This is a genomic window from Microbacterium sp. LMI12-1-1.1 (assembly GCF_040676455.1).
In the GTDB taxonomy this organism is placed as follows: Bacteria; Actinomycetota; Actinomycetes; order Actinomycetales; family Microbacteriaceae; genus Microbacterium.
Genome location: NZ_JBEGIA010000001.1, coordinates 1,021,149 through 1,041,515 on the forward strand (window position 1 = coordinate 1,021,149; position 20,367 = coordinate 1,041,515).

The 20,367-nt window shown below is 70.4% G+C and carries 21 protein-coding genes; 11 read left to right on the forward strand and 10 right to left on the reverse strand.

Features of this window, described 5'->3' with window-relative positions; translation table 11 throughout:
• Positions 1-73 precede the first annotated feature (73 nt).
• Positions 74-724: a TetR/AcrR family transcriptional regulator gene (locus MRBLMI12_RS04975; RefSeq protein WP_363354389.1), complete on the forward strand. Its 651-nt coding sequence runs from the start codon at positions 74-76 to the stop codon at positions 722-724.
• Positions 725-734: 10 nt separating this feature from the next.
• Positions 735-1,577 (forward strand): esterase/lipase family protein, encoded by an 843-nt coding sequence (locus MRBLMI12_RS04980; protein ID WP_363354391.1) that lies wholly within the window; start codon positions 735-737, stop codon positions 1,575-1,577.
• 14 nt (positions 1,578-1,591) lie between these two features.
• On the opposite strand, the gene MRBLMI12_RS04985 is transcribed toward MRBLMI12_RS04980, so the two are convergent.
• On the reverse strand, positions 1,592-2,173 hold the full coding sequence (locus tag MRBLMI12_RS04985) for a TetR/AcrR family transcriptional regulator (protein ID WP_363354393.1): 582 nt from the start codon (positions 2,171-2,173) through the stop codon (positions 1,592-1,594).
• A 109-nt stretch (positions 2,174-2,282) separates the two neighbouring features.
• On the opposite strand from MRBLMI12_RS04985, the gene MRBLMI12_RS04990 reads away from it, so the two are divergent.
• Positions 2,283-3,038 carry an SDR family NAD(P)-dependent oxidoreductase gene (locus MRBLMI12_RS04990; protein WP_363354395.1) on the forward strand — a complete coding sequence of 252 codons (756 nt, stop codon included), beginning with the start codon at positions 2,283-2,285 and terminating at the stop codon, positions 3,036-3,038.
• A gap of 70 nt (positions 3,039-3,108) precedes the next feature.
• On the opposite strand, the gene MRBLMI12_RS04995 is transcribed toward MRBLMI12_RS04990, so the two are convergent.
• From MRBLMI12_RS04995 to MRBLMI12_RS05005, 3 genes are all read right to left on the reverse strand, one after another.
• Positions 3,109-3,582, reverse strand: a complete 474-nt coding sequence (locus MRBLMI12_RS04995) for a GNAT family N-acetyltransferase (RefSeq protein ID WP_363354397.1) — start codon at positions 3,580-3,582, stop codon at positions 3,109-3,111.
• Positions 3,579-3,968 carry an HNH endonuclease gene (locus MRBLMI12_RS05000; RefSeq protein WP_363354399.1) on the reverse strand — a complete coding sequence of 130 codons (390 nt, stop codon included), beginning with the start codon at positions 3,966-3,968 and terminating at the stop codon, positions 3,579-3,581. The genes MRBLMI12_RS04995 and MRBLMI12_RS05000 overlap by 4 nt, the downstream gene beginning before the upstream one ends.
• Positions 3,969-4,076: 108 nt before the next feature.
• On the reverse strand, positions 4,077-4,907 hold the full coding sequence (locus tag MRBLMI12_RS05005) for a Cof-type HAD-IIB family hydrolase (protein ID WP_363354401.1): 831 nt from the start codon (positions 4,905-4,907) through the stop codon (positions 4,077-4,079).
• A 100-nt stretch (positions 4,908-5,007) separates the two neighbouring features.
• On the opposite strand from MRBLMI12_RS05005, the gene pgi reads away from it, so the two are divergent.
• Together pgi and MRBLMI12_RS05015 are read left to right on the forward strand one after the other, a co-directional pair.
• The gene (gene pgi / locus MRBLMI12_RS05010) at positions 5,008-6,690 is read left to right on the forward strand and encodes a glucose-6-phosphate isomerase (RefSeq protein ID WP_363354403.1); all 1,683 of its coding nucleotides are present in this window, start codon (positions 5,008-5,010) and stop codon (positions 6,688-6,690) included.
• 250 nt (positions 6,691-6,940) lie between these two features.
• Positions 6,941-7,825 (forward strand): phospholipase, encoded by an 885-nt coding sequence (locus tag MRBLMI12_RS05015; RefSeq protein WP_363354405.1) that lies wholly within the window; start codon positions 6,941-6,943, stop codon positions 7,823-7,825.
• A 95-nt stretch (positions 7,826-7,920) separates the two neighbouring features.
• On the opposite strand, the gene MRBLMI12_RS05020 is transcribed toward MRBLMI12_RS05015, so the two are convergent.
• Both MRBLMI12_RS05020 and MRBLMI12_RS05025 read right to left on the reverse strand, forming a co-directional pair.
• Positions 7,921-8,625 (reverse strand): DUF899 domain-containing protein, encoded by a 705-nt coding sequence (locus MRBLMI12_RS05020; RefSeq protein ID WP_363354407.1) that lies wholly within the window; start codon positions 8,623-8,625, stop codon positions 7,921-7,923.
• A gap of 171 nt (positions 8,626-8,796) precedes the next feature.
• Positions 8,797-9,258: a GNAT family N-acetyltransferase gene (locus MRBLMI12_RS05025; RefSeq protein ID WP_363354409.1), complete on the reverse strand. Its 462-nt coding sequence runs from the start codon at positions 9,256-9,258 to the stop codon at positions 8,797-8,799.
• Between the two features lie 169 nt (positions 9,259-9,427).
• Here MRBLMI12_RS05025 and MRBLMI12_RS05030 point away from each other — a divergent pair, with 169 nt between their 5' ends.
• Positions 9,428-11,029 (forward strand): DUF5060 domain-containing protein, encoded by a 1,602-nt coding sequence (locus MRBLMI12_RS05030; protein WP_363354411.1) that lies wholly within the window; start codon positions 9,428-9,430, stop codon positions 11,027-11,029.
• A 123-nt stretch (positions 11,030-11,152) separates the two neighbouring features.
• Here MRBLMI12_RS05030 and MRBLMI12_RS05035 read toward each other — a convergent pair whose 3' ends face one another.
• Positions 11,153-11,980 carry an HAD hydrolase family protein gene (locus tag MRBLMI12_RS05035; protein WP_363354413.1) on the reverse strand — a complete coding sequence of 276 codons (828 nt, stop codon included), beginning with the start codon at positions 11,978-11,980 and terminating at the stop codon, positions 11,153-11,155.
• Positions 11,977-12,330, reverse strand: coding sequence for a hypothetical protein (locus tag MRBLMI12_RS05040; protein ID WP_363354415.1), 354 nt, complete (start codon positions 12,328-12,330; stop codon positions 11,977-11,979). The genes MRBLMI12_RS05035 and MRBLMI12_RS05040 overlap by 4 nt, the downstream gene beginning before the upstream one ends.
• 390 nt (positions 12,331-12,720) lie before the next feature.
• On the opposite strand from MRBLMI12_RS05040, the gene MRBLMI12_RS05045 reads away from it, so the two are divergent.
• Positions 12,721-14,139 (forward strand): HNH endonuclease signature motif containing protein, encoded by a 1,419-nt coding sequence (locus MRBLMI12_RS05045; protein WP_363354417.1) that lies wholly within the window; start codon positions 12,721-12,723, stop codon positions 14,137-14,139.
• 99 nt (positions 14,140-14,238) lie between these two features.
• Here MRBLMI12_RS05045 and MRBLMI12_RS05050 read toward each other — a convergent pair whose 3' ends face one another.
• Positions 14,239-15,852 carry a solute symporter family protein gene (locus tag MRBLMI12_RS05050; RefSeq protein WP_349428685.1) on the reverse strand — a complete coding sequence of 538 codons (1,614 nt, stop codon included), beginning with the start codon at positions 15,850-15,852 and terminating at the stop codon, positions 14,239-14,241.
• Positions 15,852-16,232: a DUF485 domain-containing protein gene (locus tag MRBLMI12_RS05055; protein WP_363354419.1), complete on the reverse strand. Its 381-nt coding sequence runs from the start codon at positions 16,230-16,232 to the stop codon at positions 15,852-15,854. The genes MRBLMI12_RS05050 and MRBLMI12_RS05055 overlap by 1 nt, the downstream gene beginning before the upstream one ends.
• 180 nt (positions 16,233-16,412) lie before the next feature.
• Between MRBLMI12_RS05055 and MRBLMI12_RS05060 the strand changes: the two genes are divergently transcribed.
• Genes MRBLMI12_RS05060 through MRBLMI12_RS05075 form a run of 4 tightly spaced genes read left to right on the forward strand, consistent with a single transcriptional unit; the run spans position 16,413 to position 20,324 of the window.
• On the forward strand, positions 16,413-17,657 hold the full coding sequence (locus MRBLMI12_RS05060; RefSeq protein ID WP_363354421.1) for a sensor histidine kinase: 1,245 nt from the start codon (positions 16,413-16,415) through the stop codon (positions 17,655-17,657).
• Positions 17,654-18,397, forward strand: a complete 744-nt coding sequence (locus MRBLMI12_RS05065; protein ID WP_363354423.1) for a LytR/AlgR family response regulator transcription factor — start codon at positions 17,654-17,656, stop codon at positions 18,395-18,397. The genes MRBLMI12_RS05060 and MRBLMI12_RS05065 overlap by 4 nt, the downstream gene beginning before the upstream one ends.
• Entirely contained in the window at positions 18,394-18,846 is a 453-nt protein-coding gene (locus MRBLMI12_RS05070; RefSeq protein WP_363354425.1) for a DUF485 domain-containing protein, read from the forward strand. The genes MRBLMI12_RS05065 and MRBLMI12_RS05070 overlap by 4 nt, the downstream gene beginning before the upstream one ends.
• The gene (locus MRBLMI12_RS05075; RefSeq protein ID WP_363354427.1) at positions 18,843-20,324 is read left to right on the forward strand and encodes a cation acetate symporter; all 1,482 of its coding nucleotides are present in this window, start codon (positions 18,843-18,845) and stop codon (positions 20,322-20,324) included. Before MRBLMI12_RS05070 ends, MRBLMI12_RS05075 begins: the two co-directional genes overlap by 4 nt.
• Positions 20,325-20,367 lie beyond the last annotated feature (43 nt).

The following is a 20,367-nucleotide window of genomic DNA, read 5'->3' on the forward strand; positions in this document are numbered from 1 at the left end:
GAGGGTCTAAGCTCGATGTGGACACTGTTCACATGCAATGTTCACACCGTACACACCCGGGCGGGAGGACGCAATGACTTCACCCGTGCGCACCTATCATCACGGTGACCTCCGACAGGCCCTCATCGGGCAAGGACTGCAGCTCGCGCGCACCGGCGGTCCCGGCGCGGTCACGCTCCGAGAGGCGACCCGCGCCGCCGGCGTCTCGCCCAACGCGGCGTACCGGCACTTCGCCGACCGCGATGCTCTCGTGCGGGCCGTCGCCGGCGAGGCGCAGCTCGCACTCGCCGCCGCGATCACCGCTCGCGTGGCCGCGACCCCCGGCGGCCTCGCGCCCGCAGCGGCCACCATCGAGCGCCTGCGCCGCGTCGGGCTGGCGTACATCGACTTCGCCCGCGCGGAACCCGGCTGGTTCGAGACCGCCTTCTTCACGCAGGACACCCACGCCAGCGACGCCATCGTCACTCTCGACGACGAGATCGTCGCCCCGTTCAGCCTGCTCATGGACACGCTCGACGCGATGGTGGATGCCGGGGCCCTCGCCGCCGATCGACGACCCTACGCCGAGTGGGCGTGCTGGTCGGCGGTCCACGGCTTCGCCGAGATCGCGGTACACGGCCCCGTGCGCTGGCAGCCGGCACCCGTCGTCGACGCGCTCGCGGCATCCGTCGTGGAAGCGGCGATCACGGGCGTGCGCGGCACGGCCCTGCCGCCCCCCTCGTAGACTGCGCACCATGGTCGACCGTGCCGCGTCCGGCGCAGCCCCGCGCTCCTCGCCGGTACGGCATGCCCTGTGGTGGGCGGCCGACTACCTCTATGCGGCGCGACGCCAGTTCGCCGTGCTCTCGCTCCCCTGGTCGATCGGCCGGCCGCGTCCCATTCCGGCATCCTGGCGCCAGGGCGACCCCGCGCTTCCCGAGGTGTACCTCGTCCCCGGGGTGTACGAGCACTGGACCTTCCTCCGCCCCCTCGGAGATGCCCTGGCAGCCGCGGGGCACCGGGTGCGGGTGGTCCACGGACTCGGCGTGAACCGCCGCAGCATCCCCGACACCGCCGACCGCCTCGAGCGCGTGCTCGCCGACGCTGCGGCGCCTCGGGCCGGTGTGGTGCTCGTGGCACACAGCAAGGGCGGGCTCATCGGCAAGCACGTACTGGTGACCTCCGGCGCCGCGGTCGAGGCGGCGAAGGCCGCCACTTCGGGCGAGGACCCGTCGGATGCCGCCGCCGCGGCGACGCCGCGCACCGGCACACGTCCGCTCGGCCTCCTCGGACTGGTGGCCGTCGCGACCCCCTTCGCCGGCGCCCGGCGGGCACGCATCTTCGTCGATCCGAGCATCCGGGCGTTCCTCCCCGACGACGAGACGATCGTCAAGCTCGGGCGCGAGACCTCGATCAACGGGCGCATCGTCTCGATCTTCGGCCCGTTCGACCCGCACATCCCCGAGGGCAGCGCCCTGGACGGCGCCACCAACATCACGGTGCCTGCGGCCGGGCACTTCCGGGTGCTGGCCTCACCCGCGACGCACCGTGCGGTGCTCGACGGCATCGCGCTGCTCGGGCGGTCCGACCGGGCGTGAGCGCCGGCCGGCCGTCAGACCGCGGGGCGGTGCGGCCACCATTCCGGCAGCAGTGCGAGATAGACGCGCAGGAAGTCCTCGACACGGGGACGGGGATGCCGCAGCCATCCGTCGATGACGCCCACCGTGCCGTCGGCGAGGAAGCGTGCGGCGGCGTCCGCGACGGCCGAGTCCGCGACGCCGTCGGCGGTCAGCGGGAGCCGTATGCGCCCGCGTTCCAGCAGGATCTCGGTCGTGCCGCGGAAGTGCCGACTCAGCATCGCGTGCAGCGTCCCTCCCCCGTCCGCCAGCTCGCGGCGGTAGATGTCGATGTGGCGCAGGATGTGGCGGAGGACACCCTCGGTCACCGTGGCGACGGCGGCGGCGGCATCCGATCGGTCCTTCATCAGCTCGTCGCGCAGGACGTCGAGCTCGGCGGTCAGCGCGGCCTCGACGAGACCCGCGGGAGACTCGGCATGCTCGTAGAACGTCGACCGGTGCACATCCGCCGCGTCGGCGAGCTGCGTGACGGTGAGGCTCGAGATCGGTCGCTCGGTGGCGAGCGCGAGAGCGGCGGCGTGCAGACGGTCGCGACTGCGCTGCTTGCGGGGATCCATTCCACCTCCGGGAATCTTTTCGACAGGTGTAGGTTAACTCATAGGTAACCGACATATGTCGGAGAAACAACCAGGCGCCACGCGCTGACGCCGTCTACGGAGGTACATCATGGCTACGTACGATGTCGCGGGGCGTTCCGCCATCGTCACGGGCGCCGGATCCGGCATCGGCCGGGCGGTCGCCCTCACTCTCGCCGCGAACGGTGCGGCGGTGGTCGTCGCGGACGTGCGGCAGGATCCCGCGGATGCGGTCGTCGCCGAGATCACGGGCGCAGGCGGTACCGCTGTCGCGTTCGTCGGCGACGTCTCCGACCCGGCGGTCGGACAGGCGGCCGTCGACGCCGCGGAGGCGCTCGCGCCCCTGCGCATCGCGGTCAACAACGCCGGCATCGGGGGCGCCGCCGCGCCGATCGGCGAGTACCCGATCGACTCGTGGCAGAAGGTCATCGAGATCAATCTGAACGCGGTGTTCTACGGCACGCGCGCGCAGGCGCCCGCGATCGCCCGCAACGGCGGCGGCTCCATCGTCAACATCTCGTCGGTGCTGGGCTCGGTCGGCATCCCCATGTCGTCGGCGTATGTCACGGCGAAGCACGGCGTCGTCGGCCTCACCAAGAACGCCGCGCTGGAGTACGGCGCGCAGGGCGTCCGCGTCAACGCGGTCGGCCCCGGCTTCATCCGGACCCCGCTGGTCGACGCCAACCTCGACGCCGACGCGCAGGCGGCGCTGGCCGCCAAGCACGCCCTCGGCCGCCTAGGCGACTCGCAGGAGGTCGCGAACCTCGTCGCGTTCCTCGCATCGGATGCCGCCACCTTCGTCAGCGGCAGCTACCACCTCGTCGACGGCGGCTACGCGGCTCAGTAGCATCCGTTCCCCGAACCAGCGGCCCGCGCGAACCCGAATCGCGCGGGCCGCTTCCCATTCGTGCAGGCGATCACGGCTGCGGCGGGGTCCACACCAGCGTGTGGCCGGTGGCGGTGAAGGCCTCGTTGCCGGCGAGCTTGCCGCTCGTGGTCGCCGTGCGCACGAAGCCGAGCGACTCGTAGAACGCGCGGGCCGCGTTGCCGTCGAGCACCTCGAGCTCGACGGGCCCGCCCGCACGCGCGATGAAGTGCTCGACGAGCGCACGGCCGATGCCCCGGCGATAGCGGGCGGGGTCGACGTAGATCCAGGTGATCTCGCCGCCCTCCTGGTCGACACTGCCCGCGATGAAGCCGGCGACGCGCCCCTCGTACTCGGCGACCCACACCTGATCGTCGAACAGGCCCTCGTTCTCGTACGTGTCGGCGAGGCTGAGGTACGCGTCGAGGAGGCCGGCACCCCTCAGCTCGTCGAGGCGGGCGGCATCGTGGATGCGGCAGATGTCGTCCCAGTCGCGGGACTCGTACGGACGGATATCGACCGTCACGGCGCGCCCACCTCCTCCTCGGCCTCCTCTGCGAACACCTCCGCCGTGCCGCGCCAGGCGCGGAGCACCTCGATGTGCCGAAGCAGGAAGGCGCGCTCGTCGAGACGCTTGCGGCGCAGCCACCCGGTGACCTCGTCGTTGCTCTTGCTCGCGTTGCACGAGCGGCACGCAGGGACGACGTTCTCGAACGTGTACCTGCCGCCGCGCGAGATGGGCAGCACGCAGTCCTTCTGGAACGGGCCCACCGCGGTGCCGCAGTACGCGCACGAGGCCCACGCCTCGAGCAGCGCCTCCCACTCGTCGAGGGTGAGGTCGTTGTCCGCGGCGGCCACGTGTCGCGCACGGCGCCGCGCCGCGCGCGCCCGCCTGGTCTGACTCACCGCCATGCAGGTCACGCTACCGAGCGCGGCGGTCGACGCGGGGCCGACGCGGCCGGACGCGCGCCGGATGAATGCCGCTCCCGCGCTGACGGCTCACGAACGAGACGTGTGGAGTCACGCGACGGCGTCAGGCACGCCGTCGAGGAGCTTCTCGATCGTGGTGATGACACCGTGGTCGAGGTTCGAGGGAGCGCGGAACCGCGCCCGGGCCGCGATATCCGGGTGCGCATTGGCCATCGCGAACGACAGTGCCGCGGCATCCATCATCTCGAGGTCGTTGAGGTAGTCGCCGAACACGGCCGTCTGCTCGTGCGTGATCCCTGTCGCCGCCTGCAGCCGGCGCAAGGCCACGCCCTTGTTGACGCCGAGGTTCATGACGTCGATCCAGTGGTGCCCCGAGACGACCACCTGGTGCGTCGCGCGCAGGTCGTCGAGCGCGGGGGCCGTGGTCGCCGCCGCCGCGAAATCGAAGATCGCCACCTTGAGGATCTGGTCGTCGACCTCGAGCAGGTCATCGACGACCTGCAGGCGCGCGTAGTACTTCTGCACCTCCGCGAGGAACGGCGCATCCGCGCGCTCGATGTAGGCGGACCGCTTGCCGCACACGACGACGCCGAGGTCGCGGCCCGCCGCGGCGAGCGCGCGCAGGCGGGCGACGAGGGATGCCGTGAAAGCGGCATCCATCGCGTCCGAGCTGATCTCGGAGTCGCCTTCGACCACGTAGGCGCCGTTCTCGGCGATGAACACCATGTGGTCGAGGTGCTCGGCGAAGGCGTGCTGGAGCGTCGCGAGCTGGCGCCCGCTCGCCGGAGCGAAGCGGATGCCGCGGGCGTGCAGACGGTCGAGCAACGGCCACAGGGCGTCAGGGATCCGGCCGTCGCCGTCGAGCAGCGTGCCGTCCATGTCGACGGCGATCAGGCGCAGGTCGGGCGAGGGATAGGGCATGGCACCTCCTTCTCAAGGGTAGGCGCGCTCACAACGGACACCGACCGCCGGTGAGTAACGCGTAACCAACGCGCGCATCGGCGCGGGTACTTTAGGGGGCGTGACCGCTCCCGTCGATGCCACCACCACGTCCGCCTGGGCCGAGCTCAGCTCCCTCCGCGATTCGTTCGCCCCCGATCTGCGCGATTGGTTCGCGATCGACCCGCGCCGCGCCGAACGGCTGAGCTTCGAGCTCGCCGACCTGCACGTCGACCTGTCGAAGAACCTCGTGACCGACGAGATCCTCGCCGCCCTCGTGCGCCTCGCCGGGGAGACCGGGGTCGCCGAGCGCTACGCCGCGATGATCGCCGGCGAGCACATCAACACCACCGAGGACCGCGCGGTGCTGCATACGGCGCTCCGCCGCCCGGAGGGCGCCCAGCCCCCGCTGGTCGTCGACGGGCAGGACATCGATGCCGACGTGCAGTCGGTGCTGACCGCGATGACGGCGTTCGCCGACCGCGTGCGCTCCGGCGAGTGGGCTGGCGCGACCGGCAAGAAGGTCACCCATATCGTGAACATCGGGATCGGCGGATCCGACCTCGGCCCCGTCATGGTCTCGGCGGCCCTCGAGCCCTACGCGACCGCCGGCATCGAGGCTCGCTTCGTCTCGAACATCGACCCGACCGACCTCGCGCAGAAGACGAAGGGGCTCGACCCCGAGACGACGCTGTTCATCGTCGCGTCGAAGACGTTCACGACCCTCGAGACGCTGACGAACGCGCGGCTCGCCCGCGACTGGCTCTGGGCCGGACTCGAAGCGGCCGGCGCGATCGACGGCTCGGACGAGGCGAGGACGGATGCCGTCGCCCACCACTTCGTGGCCGTGTCGACGGCGCTCGACAAGGTCGCCGCCTTCGGCATCGACACGGCGAACGCCTTCGGGTTCTGGGACTGGGTCGGCGGCCGCTACTCGGTCGACTCGGCCATCGGCCTGTCGCTCATGATCGAGCTCGGACCCGACGTGTTCCGCGAGCTGCTCGCCGGGTTCCACGCGGTCGACGAGCACGTGCGCACGACCCCGCTCGAGCGCAACGTGCCCGTGCTGATGGGTCTCCTGAACGTCTGGTACACGAACTTCCTTGGCGCCCAGTCGCACGCGGTGCTCCCCTACGCCCAGCAGCTCAGCCGCTTCGCCGCGTACCTGCAGCAGCTGACGATGGAATCGAACGGCAAGTCCGTGCGCTGGGACGGCTCCCCCGTGACGACCGATACCGGCGAGGTGTTCTGGGGCGAGCCGGGCACGAACGGCCAGCACGCCTTCTACCAGCTGATCCACCAGGGCACCCGGCTGATCCCGGCGGACTTCATCGCCTTCGCGAACCCCGCCTACCCGCTGTCGGACGACGGGCGCGACGTGCACGGGCTGTTCCTGTCGAACTTCCTCGCGCAGACCAAGGCGCTGGCGTTCGGCAAGACGGCGGAAGAGGTCGAGGCCGAGGGCACCACCGGCGCCCTCGTCGCCGCGCGCACCTTCGCGGGCAACAAGCCGACCACGTCGATCTTCGCCCCGGCGCTCACCCCGTCGGTGCTCGGCCAGCTGGTGGCGCTGTACGAGCACATCACCTTCACCCAGGGCGTGATCTGGGGAGTGAACTCGTTCGACCAGTGGGGTGTCGAACTCGGCAAGCAGCTCGCCCTGCAGATCGCCCCGGCCATCGAGGGAGACGCGGCGGCGATCGCCGCGCAGGACGCCTCGACCCGCGCCCTGCTCGCCTACTACACGGCGCATCGCACCGTCTGAATCGCTTACCTGAAGGGGGGAGGATGCCGGGACTCCGGCATCCTCCCCCCTTTCGTTCTCGACCGTGGAGAGCACCTTCTCGTCCCCCGGATCAGGACTTTCAGGGAAAACGCCTCCCACGATTCGTTCAGGAAAACACCGGGACTCGTCCAGACGGCATGAGGCAGACTCGGGCACTTGTGCGTCCGCCCCGAGGGCGCACGGCGCCGATACCCGCGGCGCGAAACCCCCGAAGGATCGTACGTTCGTCATGCACTCAGACTCGTCACTCACTTCTGCCCGCCGCCGCCGCGGCCGCTTCTTCGTCCCCGCCGTCGCCGCCGGCGCCGCCCTCGGCATCGCCCTCACAACGGGCCTGACGCTGGCCTCGCCGACCCTCGCCAACGCCGCCCCGCTGGCCGCGTCGGCCATCGCCTCGGCCACCGCGCCCGAAGCGACCCTCCGCGACATCCGCGTCGACGCCCAGGGCTCGGTGCTCACCGCGCGCGTCGCGCTCACCGAGGCTGCCGCGGTGACCACCGAGATCGCCGCATCCGGCCTCGACATCGGCGTGCCCGACACGTCGATCGACACCGCCTCCCTCGAGGACGCGGCCGACCGCCTGTCGAAGGTCGACCTCGTTCCCATGCTCCTCGTGCCCGGGATCACCGCCGACGCGAACCGCGTCACCGCTCGGGTCTCGGCGCGCATCTCCGAGCTGCGCGAGCACCTCGACGCCGCCAAGGCGCAGAAGGCCGCCGAGGAAGCGGCGGCCGCAGCCGCCGCAGCCGCCGCCGAGGCGCAGCGCCAGGCCGAGGCGGCAGCTGCCGCCCTCGCCGCCGCCAACACGCCCGACGGCGCCAAGGCGACCGCACGCCAGATGGCCGCATCGCGGTACGGCTGGGGCGACGGCGAGTTCTCGTGCCTCGAGTCGCTGTGGAACAAGGAGTCGGGCTGGAACTACCAGGCCTACAACTCCGGAAGCGGTGCCACCGGCATCCCGCAGTCGCTCCCCGGCAACAAGATGGCCAGCGCCGGCGCCGACTGGCAGAGCAATGCCACGACGCAGATCGCCTGGGGCCTTGGCTACATCGCCGGCTCGTACGGCACTCCCTGCGCCGCGTGGGGTCACTCGCAGGCCACCGACTGGTACTGATCCGTCGCGCCGCCGGCCGCTGAGCGAGCGCCGGCGCGCGATATGACGCAGGATGCCGCGCCCCGGCCGCAGTCGCGGGGCGCGGCATCCCGCTCTCAGTCGCGCGCCGAACCCGGGCCGTACAGCTCGGCGATCTTCTGCGACGTGAACCAGCCGTCGTAGGTGTCGGACTTCGGCCACCCCTCCGGCGAGTCCTGCCACACCTCCTGCCTGCCGTACGGCAGCAGATCGATGAGCGGGAACGTGTGGCTCAGCTGCTCGGTGCCACGGCCGTTCGTGTGCCACGTGCGGTACACCGTGTCGCCGTCGCGGAGGAAGACGTTCACGGCGAACCCGCCGCCGGCGGGCGCGTCCATGTCGGCGCCGAACGGGCTGTCGGCTGTCGAGTACCACTCCATGCGGTTGCCGGTCTTCTCGCGGTACGCGAGCGCCTCGTCGATCGGACCCTGGGTCACGATCACGAAGCGGGCATCGTACGCCTCGAGGAAGTCGAGACGCGTGTACTGCGAGGTGAGACCGGTGCAGCCGGGGCAGTGCCATTCCTTGCCCTCGAACCACATGTGGTTGTAGACGATGAGCTGCGACTTGCCGTCGAAGACGTCGGCCAGGCGCACGGGTCCGTCCTTGCCGACGAGGGTGTAGTCGGGCAGCTCGACCATCGGCAGCCGGCGTCGCTGCGCGGCGATCGCGTCGAGTTCGCGCGTCGCCGCCTTCTCGCGGACGCGGAGCTCGGCGAGCTCGCGGCGCCACGTCTCGGCATCGACGACGGGCGGAAGGGCTTGCTGGGTCGTGCTCTGCATCGGAACCTCCGAGTGTGCGAGTGCGTATGTTCACACTGTACACATCTGGATGCCGAGGTCAAGGGCCAGTGCGTCGCAGGGTGGCGTCGGGAACCAAGCAGGACGGCCCGGGGAACGACTCGGGTGAGAAGCGAGGCGGTCGCCGGCGGGAGCGCCGGCTACCGCACGGCCTCAGTTCGGCGGATCGAGCGGGCGCGACCACGCCACTTCCCGGTCGAGCTGACCGGTCTGCCGGAACAGCTGCACCTGATGGGTGCTCGCGAGCACCCGCGCCATCTCGCCGCGGTCGGCGGGAGTGAAGCCCAGGCGCTGCCAGAACGGGCCCGAGCGTCGACTGAACAGCCACGCCTGCCGGGCGCCCTCATCGGCGGCGCGGTCGAACGCGAACCGGGCGAGCCGCGTTCCGGTGCCTGCGGCGCGGTCGTCCGGACTCACCGCGACGCTGCGGATGAGCGCGTGCCGCCCGTCGTCGCTGATCTCGTATCCGGTGCTGCCGACGACATCGCCGTCCGCGGCGCGCATCACCCAGAGGCGCACGGTGGGCGCGTCGAGGCCGCTCACGGTCAGGTCGACGGTCCGCAGGAACACGGCGAGCGCCGGCACGTGCTCCGTCCGAACCCGCTGCAGCTCCACGCGACAAGCCAACCACGCACGTCGGATGGCGTGTATTCGCGACCTGCGTGACCGTCCGGTGTGCCCGGTTCCAGCGGTGCATGTTTATACGAGGTAGCGAGAATACTCACTTCGTTCCTAGGCTGGACCGGAAAGCAATCCACCTCGAAAGTCATCTGGAGGATGATCGATGGAGATCACACGACGAACGGTCCTGACGGGCGCCGCGATCCTGGGAGCCGCCGCAGCGATCGGCGGCGCCGGTCCCGCAACGGCCGCGACCATGCCGGTGACGCAGGGCGAGACGTCGGCGAACCCCAAAGCGGTCGAGCGCTGGGGACTGCACGAGATCGTGCTGCGCGGCCCCGACAAGGGGAACCCGTACGTCGACGTCACGCTCGCCGCCGTGTACCAAGGGGCGGGTCAGACGATCACGGTGCCGGGGTTCTACGACGGCGACGGGACGTTCCGCGTGCGATTCTCACCGCCACAGGCGGGCGAATGGACGTGGACGGTCGACAGCAATCTGCCGGCGCTGCGAAACTCGGGGCGCCTCACCGTCGTGGAACCGTCCGCGGGCAACCACGGTCCGGTGCAGGTCGTGCCAGGCGGGTACCACTTCGTCTACGCCGACGGGTCACCCTTCCGCCAGATCGGCACGACGTCGTACTCGTGGGCGCTCCAATCGGACGAGAAGTGCGAGGTGACCCTGAACACCCTCAGCACGTCGCCGTTCAACAAGGTCCGCATGCTCGTGTTCCCCAACGTGCCCGCGGTCGCGACCGATCCCTTCGTGCGCACGGGCACCGGACCCAGGGACTGGGACCCGACCCGCATCGATCCCGCCTACTTCCGTCGCTATGAGACCCGCATCCAGCGGCTGCTCGAACTAGGGATCCAGGCCGACGTCGTCTTGTTCCAGCCATACGACCCCGGTCGCGGCTACTCCGACATGAAGCGCGCCGACGACGAGCGGTACGTGCGCTACGTGGCCGCCCGTTTCGGCGCGTACCGCAACGTGTGGTGGTCGATGGCGAATGAGTACGACGACAACGAGACCAAGACGCTCGAGGACTGGGACCATCTGCTCCAGGTCCTCCAGACAGCGGATCCGCACAGCAGACTGCGCTCGATCCACAACAAGAACATCTACTACGACGCACGCAAGCCGTGGATCACGCACGCGAGCATTCAGAGCTCGGGCGCCGCACTGGACGGCCTGCGCGCGCACTTCCACCGTCAGTTCGCCCTGAAGCCCGTGATCTTCGACGAGGTCGCCTACGAGGGCAACATCAGCGAGCGCTGGGGTCAGCTCTCCGGCGAGCAGATGACGCACCGGTTCTGGAACACCTTCGTCGGCGGCACCTACTGCGGGCATGGCGAGACCCTCAACCCCGAGCAGAAGCCCAGCATCTCCTGGCTCGGACAGGGCGGCACGCTGAACGGCACCAGCGCCCCGCGACTGGCCTTCCTCAAGCAGATCATGGAGGACGGCCCGGCTCCCGGCATCGACGCGCTGCAGCCCGACTGGGACTACGACATCGCCGGAGTCGACAGCCAGTACTACGTGCGCTACTTCGGTGAGAGCGCGCCGACCGAGTGGGATGCCGTGCTGCCGAGCGGTGCCGGGCGGTCGTACAACGTCGACATCATCGACACCTGGAACATGACGATCACGCCGGCCGGCGTGTTCAACATGGCGAAGGTCCCCCGGGGCGCTCAAGATCCGGCTCGTCCCGCGATCTCTCTGCCGGGCAAGCAGTGGATCGCCGTCAGGTTCACCCTGGCGTGACGAATCATCCCGCACACCGCGGCGGCGCCCGGACAGACGTCGCCTATCCGTAGCTGAGCGGGCGGCCGGTCGGCGGCGGGTGCCGTCGACCGCCCCTCACCCCGGGCGGACGTTCGGGAGCGCTCAGGGTCCGGCCGTGCCGTGGGCCGCGGCGAGCTCGTCAGCGAGCCGATCGAGGACCTGCGCAACGCCCTCCTCGGCACAGGGCGGCGCGATGTGATCGGCGGCACGGATCACCGAGTCATGCGCGTTCGCGACCGCGTAGGAGGTGCCGGCCCAAGCGAGCAGGGGGATGTCGTTAGGCATGTCGCCGAAGGCGATGACGTCCGCGGCATCGATCCCGAGGCGGCCGCACAGGTGCTGGAGCGCGCTCGCCTTGGTGGTGCCCGCGGAGCTGATCTCGACCAGTCCGGACACTGACCACGTCACGGTCGCCCGGTCCCCCACGATCGCCTCGACCCGGTCGTGCAGCTCCTCTGGCGGCACGTCCGGATGCCGCACCAGCAGCTTGAGCGCCGGGTCGGTCCAGATCTCGGCCAGCGTGCCCCGCGGCGCGCCGGGCGACGGGTACGGCTCGACATAATCGGGGGCGAAGCGGATGCCGTCCGCACACTCGATGGCGAACCACGCGCCGGGCAACTCCGCCTCGATGGCTGCGCAGATCGCCACGCCCGCGGCGGGCTCGATGCCGGCCAGCGCGATGATCGCGCCGGCGTGGGCGTCGAACGTCATGGCGCCGTTCGAGACGACGGCGAGGCCGTGGCTCCCGACGTGCGGCCAGAACCCCGTCATCCATCGCAGTGGCCGGCCCGTGACGAAGACGACGGGCACACCCGAATCGTCGAGACGCCGCAGCACGCTCGCCGTGTACGGCGGTAGGACGACGGTGTCATTGGGCACGAGGGTTCCGTCGAGATCCGTTGCGACGAGGATGCGCCGGCCGGCGTTCATGCGTCTCCGAGCGCGTTCGGCGGCGTGACGTCGGGCTGCGCCGGCCCGACGTCGCGGCGTGCGAGCCTCGGCACTCCGGGTGCGGCGGGGCCAGGGATGTCCGCGTTGACGCCGATCCCTTCGTCCGGCAATGCGAACGCCGCGACGATCGTCGCGTCGTCTCCCGTCAGCCGCACCACTGCGACGCAGCCTGCCCTCCTATTCGAGCACAGCGTCACGTGAGCCGGCCAGGCGCTCCGGCTGAACGACGCGCCATCCTCCGCAGGCCGGAACAGCTCCACCACGGCGAAGCGATCAGGAGCGGTGCCGAGCGGCTCGCTCCGGGCAACACGATCTCGGATGCTGATCACAGCGGCTCCTCCCGGTCTGACCATTGTGGGCGACGCGAGGGGTCGGCGAGCGGATGAAAGAGCCGGATGAGGGTCCGGGCGGACTCCCAGGAAATGAATCACAAAAAGATAACGACGAACCCTTCCCTTCGTTACCTCGCCGTTATAGAGTGCATGCACGGTAGTTGTTTTGCTGTGGCAGCTACCGACATGTGATTGCAGGACACTCTTGGTGCAAGGGACAAGGGCCGGTCGGTAGCCTCTCCGACCGGCCCTTACTCTTGCCCTCGGCGGCGGCGCCTCCTCCACAGCAGACGCGGTTCGCTCGTCCTCGTGAGTTATCCACAGAAATTGCGCTTGACCTGCGATTTCTCCCACAGGGATGTCGGAACCCCTCGGCATGATGGGGGTATGACCTTCCCACTCGCCGACCTCCGCGACATCGCAGCGGTGCTCGGCGACGCTCTGAGGGAGCCGCTTGATCGCGAAGGGCATCGCGCGCTCTCCGACCACGATCTCGTCGAGACACTGAAGGTGGTCGAAGAGATCGGCCGATGGGCGGATGCCGCACGCCTCGGCATCGCCGGAGAGGTGGGGCGACGCAGCGAACCGGGTGCCGCCGACGTCACGCTGACGGCGGCGTTCGGCTGCGACAGCCCGATCGAGCTGCTGGAGCGTGCCGCTCACGTCTCGAACGCGACGGCTCGCGCGCGCCTGCGCACCGCTCGTGCTGTCACGACACGACCCACGCTCACCGGACAGGATCGGCCGGCGCCGCTCGACCACGCGCGGCGCGAGCTCGCAACGGGGCGGCTCAGCCTCGATGCCGTCACCACGATCATGGATGCGCTGCGGCCCCTTCAGCGGAGGTGCAGCGCCGACGACCTCGCCGCCGCTGAGGCCGAGCTCGTGCAGGCTGCCGTCGGCGAATCCGGCGCCCCGCCGTGCAGCATCTACGAACTGCGGATCATGGCCCAAACGTGGGCGCTGTTCCTCGATCCCGACGGGACGCTGCCCGACGAAGACAGCGAACGCATGCGCACCTTTCGGCTCGGACGCGAACGCAACAGCCTCTTCCCCGTGCGCGGCAACGTGACCGCCGACGTCGCTGCCGCCCTGCAACGGCTGCTCGACGCCCAGCTCAATCCCCGCGTCCAGGACCGCGCTCCGCGGTTCGTCGACGTCGAGCCGTCGGGCGCCGGCGAGTCGGCCGCGGACGAGCACGTCCGCGATCCGCGGACCGCCGACCAGAAGCGGCACGACGCGTTCGCCGGACTCCTCGCCGCGGCGGCGGCGTCCGCCGACAGCCCAACGCTGGGCGGTGCTCCGCCCACTCTCGTGGTCACCGTGGCCGCAGATCAGCTGGAGCGCGCAGACGGCGTCGCCTTCGTCGACGGGCCGGACGGCGAGGTGCCGGTATCCGCGACCGTCGCGCGTCACATCGGGTGCCACGGCACCATCCATCGTGTCGCGCTCGGCGCCAACGGCCGGATCAGGGCCCTTGCGGTCACCGACCGGGTGTTCACGCATTGGCAGCGCAAGGCCATCGCCGCTCGCGACGGCGGCTGCGTGATCCCCGGATGCAGGGTCCGCGCCGCGTGGTGCGAGATCCACCACGTCGTCGAGTACGCGAGGGGCGGACCGACCCAGGTCGACAACGGCGTGATGCTCTGCTGGCATCACCACCGGACCATCGAGACCAGCGGGTGGGAGATCCGCATGCTCGACGGCGTCCCCCAGGTGCGGCCGCCGACGTGGGTGGATCCGCGAAGACCCTGGCGATCCGCCAACCGGGTGCTCCACAACGACCTGCGAGTGAGATCGGCATAGCGGGCGCCGTGAGACCCGAAGCCCGAACGCGCCGACATGGCCGCAAGAACAAGGGCCGGTCGGGAAGCTCCCGACCGGCCCTCGCATCCGCGGGGACTTCTAGTGGTTGACCGCCTTCTCGGCACCGATGCCGGTGAGCGAGCGCACCTCCATCTCGGACTGCTTGGCCGCGTCCTCGGGCGTCTTGTCGAGCACGCTCACGATCCAACCCAGCAGGAATGCGAGCGGAATCGAGATGATGCCGGGGTTCGACAGCGGGAACCAGGCGAAGTTGATCGCCTCGGTCTTGAGCATCGACGTCTCCGAGCCCGAGACCACCGGCGAGAACACGATGAGCAGGATCGCCGAGGCGAGACCGCCGTACATGCTCCACAGGGCGCCCTTCGTCGTGAAGCGCTTCCAGAAGAGCGAGTACACGATGGTGGGCAGGTTGGCCGACGCCGCGACGGCGAAGGCGAGCGCGACCAGGAACGCCACATTCTGGCCGTTCGCGCCGATCCCGCCCACGATCGCGACGATGCCGATGATGACCACCGTGCGGCGCGCGACCTTGACCTCGGCGCCCGGCTCGGGCTTGCCCTTCTTCACGACCGACGCATAGATGTCGTGCGCGAACGAAGCCGCTGCCGTGATGGTGAGACCGGCGACCACCGCGAGGATCGTCGCGAACGCGATCGCCGAGATGAGGCCGAGCAGCAGCGGTCCGCCGAGCGAGAACGCGAGCAGCGGTGCCGCCGAGTTCGGGCCGCCGGGGGCGGCCGCGATGACCGCCGGGCCGACGAGGGCCGCCGCGCCATAGCCGAGCACCAGCGTGAACACGTAGAAGATGCCGATCAGCCAGATGGCCCAGACCACCGACTTGCGGGCCTCCTTGGCCGTGGGCACGGTGTAGAACCGCATGAGCACGTGGGGCAGTGCGGCGGTGCCCAGCACGAGGGCGAGGCCGAGCGAGAGGAAGTCGATCTTCGCGACCTCCGATACGCCGTACTTCAGACCCGGGTCGAGGATCGCCGGGTTCTCGGCGACGGCGACGGCCTTGTCGAGAAGCGCGGAGAAGTCGAACCCGTTGATCGCCAGCACCCACACGGTCATCACGCCGGCGCCGACGATGAGCAGCACCGCCTTGATGATCTGCACCCACGTGGTGCCCTTCATGCCGCCGATGAGCACGTAGAGGATCATCAGCGCGCCCACCACCGTGATGACGAGAGCCTGACCGAGCTGGTCGCCGATGCCGAGCAGCAGCGAGACCAGACCACCGGCACCCGCCATCTGCGCGAGCAGATAGAAGAAGCAGACGACGAGCGTCGTCGTGGCCGCGGCGATGCGCACCGGACGCTGCTTGAGGCGGAACGACAGCACGTCGGCCATCGTGAACTTGCCCGTGTTGCGCAGGAGCTCCGCGACGAGGAGGAGCGCCACCAGCCAGGCCACCAGGAACCCGATCGAGTAGAGGAACCCGTCGTACCCTGTCATCGCGATCGCGCCGACGATGCCCAGGAACGACGCCGCAGACAGGTAGTCGCCGGCGATGGCTGCGCCGTTCTGGCCGCCGGTGAACGACCGCCCTGCGGCGTAGTAATCGGCGGCCGTCTTGTTGTTCCGGCTGGCGCGGAACACGATGACCATCGTCACCGCGACGAACGCGCCGAAGATGGCGATGTTGAGCCAGGGCTCGCCGGGCGAGGTGCTCGCCGCTTCGAAGTGCAGCATCAGCGTGCCTCCTCGTTCTCCAGAGCGCCGGACTCGAAGGTGCCGGTCTCGATCTCGTCGCGGATCTCTTCCGCGAGCGGGTCGAGGCGACGGTTGGCGTAGTGCACGTACCAGGTCGTCACGGCGAAGGTGGTGACCACCTGGGCCATGCCGAGCACCATCGCGATGTTGACGCTTCCGAACACTCGGGTGGACATGAAGTCGTGCGCATAGGTGGCGAGCAGCACGTAGGCGAAGTACCAGGCGAGGCATGCGCCCAGAACGGGGAAGACGAAGCTCCGATGCGTGCGCCGGAGCCGTTGGAACTCGGATGATGATTGGACCGCGCCGTAGTCGACCTCTGCGAGATCTATGGCGGCGCGCGGGGCTTCGTTGCCCATGACGTCTCTCCTTCGAGGGGGGGTCGGCGGGCCGTCGGCCGCGCCGCTGCGTTGACAGTGCGACCATGCTCGCGCGCGGCCGGGCGGGCCGGGGGTGGCCGCCGCTCGTCGTCGGTGAACGGCATCCACGGTGCGACGAACGGCGGATCGGCGACGACGAACGACGGCTACGCTGGCCGCATGCCCGAGTCGATGCTGCTCGCCGCTGCCGCCGGCGTCGTCGCCGGGGCGCTGGCGGTCGGAGTGGTCATCCTGCTGCGGCGCATCGTCGCATCGAAGGATCTCGGCACCGACGTCGAACAGGCGACGTATCAGACGCTTCACCTCGCGAGCCGCGCCGCCCAACACCTCCGCGGCGGCATCGCCGAGGGCGACACCACGCGAGCCGGGCGGCATCTGCGGGCGCTCCTCGGGTGCGAGACGCTTGCGCTCGTCGACCCGGCGGGCCATGTGACGGTCGAGGGGGACGACGCCGTCCGTGAGGTCGCGGGACGGCTCGCCGCTGAGGCGCGCGCGTCGAACCGTCCGCAGCTGCAGCGGCGGATCCGGATCGGCGACCGGGAGACGGATGTCGTCGCCGCGCCGATCCTCGCGGGCGGCGTGCCCGCCGGAGCAATCGTCGCCTTCGCCCCGCGTGTGCGGGCCGGTCTCGTGCGCGCGACCGGCGAGGTGGCGGATTGGGTCGCAGCTCAGGTCGAGCTCGGCGAGCTCGACGCCTCGAGGGCCGCGCTCGCCGAGGCCGAGGTGCGCGCGCTGCGCGCGCAGATCAGCCCGCACTTCATCTACAACTCGCTGAACGCCATCGCCTCGTTCATCAACACCGACCCGGCCAAAGCACGGGAGCTGGTGCTCGAGTTCGCCGACTTCACCCGCTACTCGTTCCGTCGGCACGGGGACTTCACCACGGTGGCCGAGGAGCTCCGCTCGATCGACAGCTATCTGAAGCTCGAGCGCGCACGGTTCGGCGACCGACTGAAGGTGACGTTGCAGATCGCCCCGGAGGTCCTCTCGACGGTCGTGCCGTTCCTCTCGATCCAGCCACTCGTCGAGAACGCGGTGAGGCACGGGCTCGAAGGCAAGGAGGGCGGTGGACGCATCACGATCGAGGCATCCGACCAGGGCGCGTTCGCCGAGATCAGCGTCGAGGACGACGGCGTCGGCATCGATCCTGCCGCACTCGAAAGCGCGCTCGCCGGCGTCGCGACCGGCCAGCACGTGGGCCTGCGCAACGTGGACGCGCGACTGCGGCAGGTGTACGGCGACGAGCACGGGCTGGTCGTCGAGACGAATGTGGGCGCCGGTACCCTGGTGCGGATGCGCGTGCCGAAGTCGCAGCCGGGCCGCGTCGCGGCATCCTCCTCCGCTGCGGGCCGGACGGCGGCATCCCCGGCTCCGGCCGCCGCGGAAGGGAGGCGGGAACGGTGATCTCCGTGCTCATCGCCGACGACGAGCAGCCTGCGATCGACGAGCTCGCCTTCCTGCTCGGGCAGGACCCACGCATCGGCGTCATCCACCAGGCGGCGTCGGGCGCCGAAGCGATCCGGCTGCTCACACGCGAGCCCGTCGACGCCGCGTTCCTCGACATCCACATGCCCGGCCTCAACGGCTTCGACCTCGCCCGCGCACTGCAGCGCTTCGAGCGCCGGCCCGCGCTCGTCTTCGTGACCGCCGACGAAGAGAGCGCACTCGAGGCATTCGACCTCGCCGCCGTCGACTATCTGCTGAAGCCGGTGCGCACCGAGCGCCTGCACCGCTCGGTCACCCGCATCGTCGAGGCCATGAAGGCTCAGGCTGCGCCGGCGACGGATGCCGCGGCATCCGCTCAGCCCGAGATGATCGCCGTCACGCTGGGCGGCACGACGCGCATGATCCGCCGCGACGAGGTGCGGTACGTGCAGGCGCAGGGCGACTACGCCCGGCTGCACACCGAGGAGGCCAGCTACCTCGTGCGCGTGCCGATGTCGGACCTCGAACGGCAGTGGGCCGACACGTTCGTGCGCATCCACCGCTCGTACCTCGTCGCGATCCCGCACCTCGCGCGCCTCCGGCTCGTCGGCGACCACCCGAGCGTCGTCGTCGGCGGCGCCGAACTGCCGGTGAGCCGGCGCCTCCTGCCGGCGCTGCGGGATCGACTCGAGTCGACGACGATCCGGCCACGGTCATGACGTCGCGCCCCTCGAACAGCAGCGCCGACGGAGACTCCGGCGACGACGCCGCCGACGACCCCGCGCCTCGGGATGCAGCACCACTCCAGCGCGTGCGGGTGACCGCGCCGCGCGCAGGGTCGCCCGCAGCCTCGGCCCGGCCGGTGTCGCACAACGCGGCCGATGCGCCGACGAGCGATATCGCCGGAGTGTATGTGCGTTCGCTGATCCGCTCGCAGCTGCGACTCGGGGTCGTGTTCGCGGTCGGATTCGCCGCGGCGACGGCGCTGTTCGTGCTCGCGATCGCGTTCGCACCCGAGCTGGACACCACGTTCGTAGCCGGTGTGCCCCTGTCGTGGCTGCTGCTCGGCGTGGGCGTCTACCCGCTGGCCATCACCGTCGCCGGACTCTATCTGCGCGCGGCTTCCCGGAATGAGGCGCGCTACCGGTCGCTGACGGAGGACGAGTGAACGCCGCCATCGGCTACATCGCGATCGCGGCCGTCGCGATCGTGTCGGCGCTCATCGGGTTCTACGGCCTGCGGGTCTCACGCACGACGAGCGACTTCTACGTGGCGAGCCGCACGGTGCGGCCGTGGTGGAACGCGTCCGCCATCGGCGGGGAGTACCTGTCGGCAGCGTCGTTCCTCGGCATCGCCGGCCTCATCCTGCTCACGGGATCGGCGGCGCTCTGGTTCCCGATCGGCTACACGGCCGGATACCTCATGCTGCTGCTGTTCGTCGCCGCGCCGCTCCGCCGCTCGGGCGCGTACACGATCCCCGACTTCACCGAGGCGCGGCTCGACTCGGTCTGGGCACGCCGGGTGACGAGCACCCTCGTCATCGTCATCGGCTGGTTCTACATCGTGCCGCAGCTGCAGGGCGCGGCGCTGACCGTGCGGATCACCACCGGCCTCCCCGCCTGGGTCGGCTCGCTCGCCGTCGCGGTGATCGTCGCCGTCGTCGTCGCGGCCGGCGGCATGCGGTCGATCACGTTCGTGCAGGCGTTCCAGTTCTGGCTGAAGCTCACGGCACTCGCGATCCCGGTGGTCGCGATCCTGCTTCTCGTCGGCGACGTGCCGCCGGCGCTGACGCCCGTCGAGGCGTTCCCGGCGAGCGCCGGTCCCGGCGAACTCGAGGTGTACCGGACGATCTCACTCATGGTCGCGCTGCTGCTGGGCACGTTGGGGCTCCCCCACGTACTGGTGCGCTTCTACACCAACCCCGACGGGGTGGCGGCACGACGCACGACCGTCATCGTGCTCGTGATGCTCTCGGTCTTCTACCTGTTCCCCACGGCGTTCGGGCTGCTGGGGCGGGCCTTCGCCCCCGACCTCGCCGCCTCGGGCGACGCCGACGCCCTCGTCCTGCTGCTGCCGGGCCGGCTGGTCGCCGGGCCGCTGGGCGACGTGCTCACGGCGCTCGTCATCGCCGGCGCGTTCGCGGCATTCCTCTCCACGTCGTCGGGTCTCGTCGTCTCGCTGGCCGGCGTGATCAGCCAGGACCTTCTCGGCGGCAGCGTCCGGGGGTTCCGCATCGCGGCCGTGCTCTCGTCGTTCGTCCCGCTTGTCGTGGCGCTCGCCACGGAGTCGGCGGGGCTGGCCGGCAGCGTGGGGCTCGTCTTCGCGTTCACCGCGTCGACGCTGTGCCCGGTGCTCCTGCTCGGCATCTGGTGGCGCGGTCTCACGGCGCGAGGGGCGATCGCCGGCATGCTCACCGGCGCGGTGCTGTCGGGCGTCGCGATCCTCGGCGGCGGGATCGTCTCGGCGTGGCTGCCCGCGCTGCGCCCGTTCCTCGAGCAGCCGGCGGCCTGGACGGTGCCGATCGCGGTGGTCGTGATCGTGATCGTCTCACGCAGCGACCGCCGCGGCATCCCGCGCGGCACTGATCTGTTCCTCGCCCGGCTGCACGCGCCGGAGGGGTCCCGACGCCTCGGACCCGACGGCTGACCGCGCCGCGATCCGCGGAGCCCGGGCAGTCCTCAGGACCCGA